The sequence below is a fragment of the Hymenobacter sp. AT01-02 genome (assembly GCF_000961955.2).
GTDB lineage: Bacteria > Bacteroidota > Bacteroidia > Cytophagales > Hymenobacteraceae > Hymenobacter > Hymenobacter mucosus.
Window position 1 is genome coordinate 1 of the sequence record NZ_JZIR02000180.1, and the last position, 3040, is coordinate 3040.

Below are 3040 nucleotides of genomic sequence, written 5' to 3' on the forward strand. Positions count from 1 at the left end.
GCCAAAGGTGTTGTAGGGCCGTAGGGAAACGTTGTGTTCGAGAACAGGAGCCAAAGCCATAGCGAAGGAGGAAGGTGATGCGCTGGTAAAGGTAGCCGTTTGCAAAATTCCGCCGAAGCCTGGCGTCGGCAGCACCCTACCCGGCAACTTCCCCACGCGACTAGATGCAGAAACGGGCCACCTTCCGAAGAAAGCGGCCCGCCTGTAGTGAGCAGCACGATGTATTGGGCTAGCGCACCCGGTACCCGCGTAGGGAGTAGAAGAGCAGGTAGGCGTAGCACAGGGCAGGCAGCAGGAAGGCCACACGCAGGCCGCCGCCGTTGGTTGCTACCCACCCCATAATCAGAGGAATGACGGCGCCTCCTACAATAGCCATGATGAGGTAGGAAGAGCCTTGCTTCGTGAAAACACCCAGTCCTTTAATAGCCAAGGGGAAGATAACGGGCCACATAATGGAGTTCATCAGGCCACACAGCACAATAAGCCACAGCGCCGATTCGCCCTGGGTGCTAATGGAGGCCAGCACCAGCACCACGCCCGCGGCGCACACGGCCACAAGGGCCTGCCGGTCGTTGATGCGGGTGAGCAGGGGGATGCCTACCACTCGACCTAGCAGAGAGCCAAACCAGTAGGAAGAAACCAGCACGGCACCCACCGCCTTGGTGAAGCCAGCAGTGGTATCAATGGGCGCCGGAGCTTGCCCTACCAGCACGGCAATAAAGTTTACGGCCACGTTGAGGCCCCGTACCAGCGCTTGGGTGAAGCCGCTTAGCTGAGTTATACCCTGAGCTTCGCCGTAACGAATCAGGAAAGACCCCAGGCCTACCTCCACGCCCACGTACACGAAAATGGCGGCTACTCCCATAGCCAGGTGCGGAAATTGTAGCGCCGACGTACGCCCGCTAGCACTCGGAACAGGCTCGGCGCTTTCGTCAGCGAAGGTTTCCAGCTCGGGCAGCTTCAGCAGGAAGAAGGTACCGGCCAGCACCACCAAAAACACCGCTAGGCCAATGTAGGGACCCTTCACGAGGGTAGCCTCCTCGGCCAAGCGCTGGGCTGCCGGTAGGGTGGCCAGCCGAGCCTTCAGGGCTGCGGAGCCCCCAAATAGCAAAATACCACCCAGTAAGGGCGACAGGGTACCGCCGAAGTTATTGGCTACTCCCACCACGCTCACCCGGCTGGCTGCCCGGCTGGCAGGTCCCAGAATGGATACGTAGGGATTGGCCGCCACTTGCAGCAGCGTCACGCCTGCCCCCAGCACGCCCAGCCCAAGCAGGAACACGCCAAAGGTGCGGGAGTTAGCCGCCGGGATAAATAACAATGCCCCTGCTGCCATAACCAGCAGCCCTAATACAATGCCGCGCTGGTACCCCAGCTTCTCCAGAATACGGCCCGCCGGCAACGACATCAGGAAGTATGCCCCAAAAAAGGCCGACTGTACCAACGACGACTGCAAGTCGGTGAGTTGGCACACGTCCTTGAGGTAGGGCATAAGCACATCATTGAAATTGGTGACGGCCCCGAACAGGAAGAACAGGCTCGTCATGGCCGCCATGGGCAGGGCGTAGCTGCGCGTGGCAGTGCTAGGGGCGGTGGTAGTAGCGGAAGGGAGGGGTGCGGCCATGCAGGCAGGTTGAGAGAAGCAAGAGAGCCTTAAAGATAGAAAGACCCACCAGAACAATGCCCCCTGAAGTAGCCCTATGCCGCTAGTAAGCTAGGCTACCTTGGGCGCCACAACCGAGCGAGTCAGGAATTGCCACGTGAATACGGCCGCTACGGCGCCTACCGTTGGCGCCACTAGGTACAGCCACACGTGCTCCAGATGCCCTGACACTAGCGCCGGCGAAAAGGACCGGACCGGGTTCATGGAAGCGCCACAAATGGGACCCGCAAACATGGCTTCCAGTAATACTACGCCCCCAATAGCCAGGCCAGCAAACAGACCCTGCTCCTTGGATCCGTAGGCCACGTTCAGGATAACCAGCATCAGGAAATAAGTCAGAATAAATTCCAGCACAAATGACTGCTCTTCGGAGCCGGCTGGCAGCGTGCCCCCAAGCAGTTCATTGGAAGGAAATAGGTAGCGCAACGTAGCACTAGCCAGCAGTGCACCAGCAAGTTGACTTATAATGTAGGGAAGAAGTTCTTTCGCCGGAAACTTGCGCGCTACCGTGAAGGCAATGGAAACTGCCGGATTGAAATGCGCCCCCGAGATGGAGCCTAGCGCATAAATCATGGACGTTACCACCAGCCCAAACGTGATGGCGATACCCACGTGGGTAATGGCGCCGTGGCTTTCTTGATTGATAACGATAGCGCCGGTTCCGCAAAAGATGATGGCAAAGGTGCCCAACACTTCGGCAACGTATTTCTGCATGTAGTTGGTAGTTGATGGCAAGCTGGCTCAGTAGTAAGCCTACGATATTCGAATTTAAGGTGGATTGGTAAGCTGATCCGTAGCAGTATGCGCATTATAAGGGAAACTGCCGCCGCAACTGCTGGTAGCCCGCGTGGTCGTCGAGGCTGGTGAGGCTCTCAAACATACTGATAAAGGTGCGCACCAGCTCAGGATCAGCCGTCTGCATAGCCCGGGTTTCGGCCACCCGATCAAGATTATACTGGCCCAGGAAAACTATTAATCCCCGAAAAGGCTCCTTAGCCTCGGCATTGAAGCGCAGAAATAACTGAAATGGCAGTACCGGTAAAGGCTGGTGCGGAGCCAAGCCGGCGGCCTGTTGCTCGGGGTGCTCAGAGAGGCTCGTAAACGTATCGTGAATCTGGCGTAGGGTAGAAAGGTGCTGCTCGCGGTGCTCATGCCAGTGTTCTTCCGCTACCGGGGCATCAGGGTGAAACTGCTGCCACACGCCTTGCACATAGTGGTGGAGTAGGCCATACTGGTCGCGGGCGGGCGGGCGGGTTTCGGGCGTTTTCGTCAGCCAGGGTAGCCAGGTAAAACTACGCGGGCCGTCGCGGGCTCGTTTCCAACAGCAAGTCAATGAATCCGGTCGGTGAGGGCGCGCGTTTCTCGCTGGTTGAGAGC

General features: G+C 58.2%; 3 protein-coding genes. All 3 read right to left on the bottom strand.

What is annotated here, in order from left to right:
* Positions 1-229: 229 nt before the first annotated feature.
* Entirely contained in the window at positions 230-1624 is a 1395-nt protein-coding gene (locus VI25_RS22055) for a sugar MFS transporter (protein ID WP_045687092.1), read from the bottom strand.
* A gap of 90 nt (positions 1625-1714) precedes the next feature.
* Entirely contained in the window at positions 1715-2377 is a 663-nt protein-coding gene (locus VI25_RS22060; protein WP_045687093.1) for an aquaporin, read from the bottom strand.
* Positions 2378-2471: 94 nt separating this feature from the next.
* A partial coding sequence (locus tag VI25_RS22065; RefSeq protein ID WP_236705206.1) for a hypothetical protein occupies positions 2472-3040 on the bottom strand: 569 nt, incomplete at its 5' end.

What these genes read in the sequence shown, in the direction of transcription:
- VI25_RS22055 (WP_045687092.1), bottom strand. Translation starts at nt 1,624, where the DNA reads ATGGCCGCACCCCTCCCTTCCGCTACTACCACCGCCCCTAGCACTGCC.
- VI25_RS22060 (WP_045687093.1), bottom strand. Translation starts at nt 2,377, where the DNA reads ATGCAGAAATACGTTGCCGAAGTGTTGGGCACCTTTGCCATCATCTTT.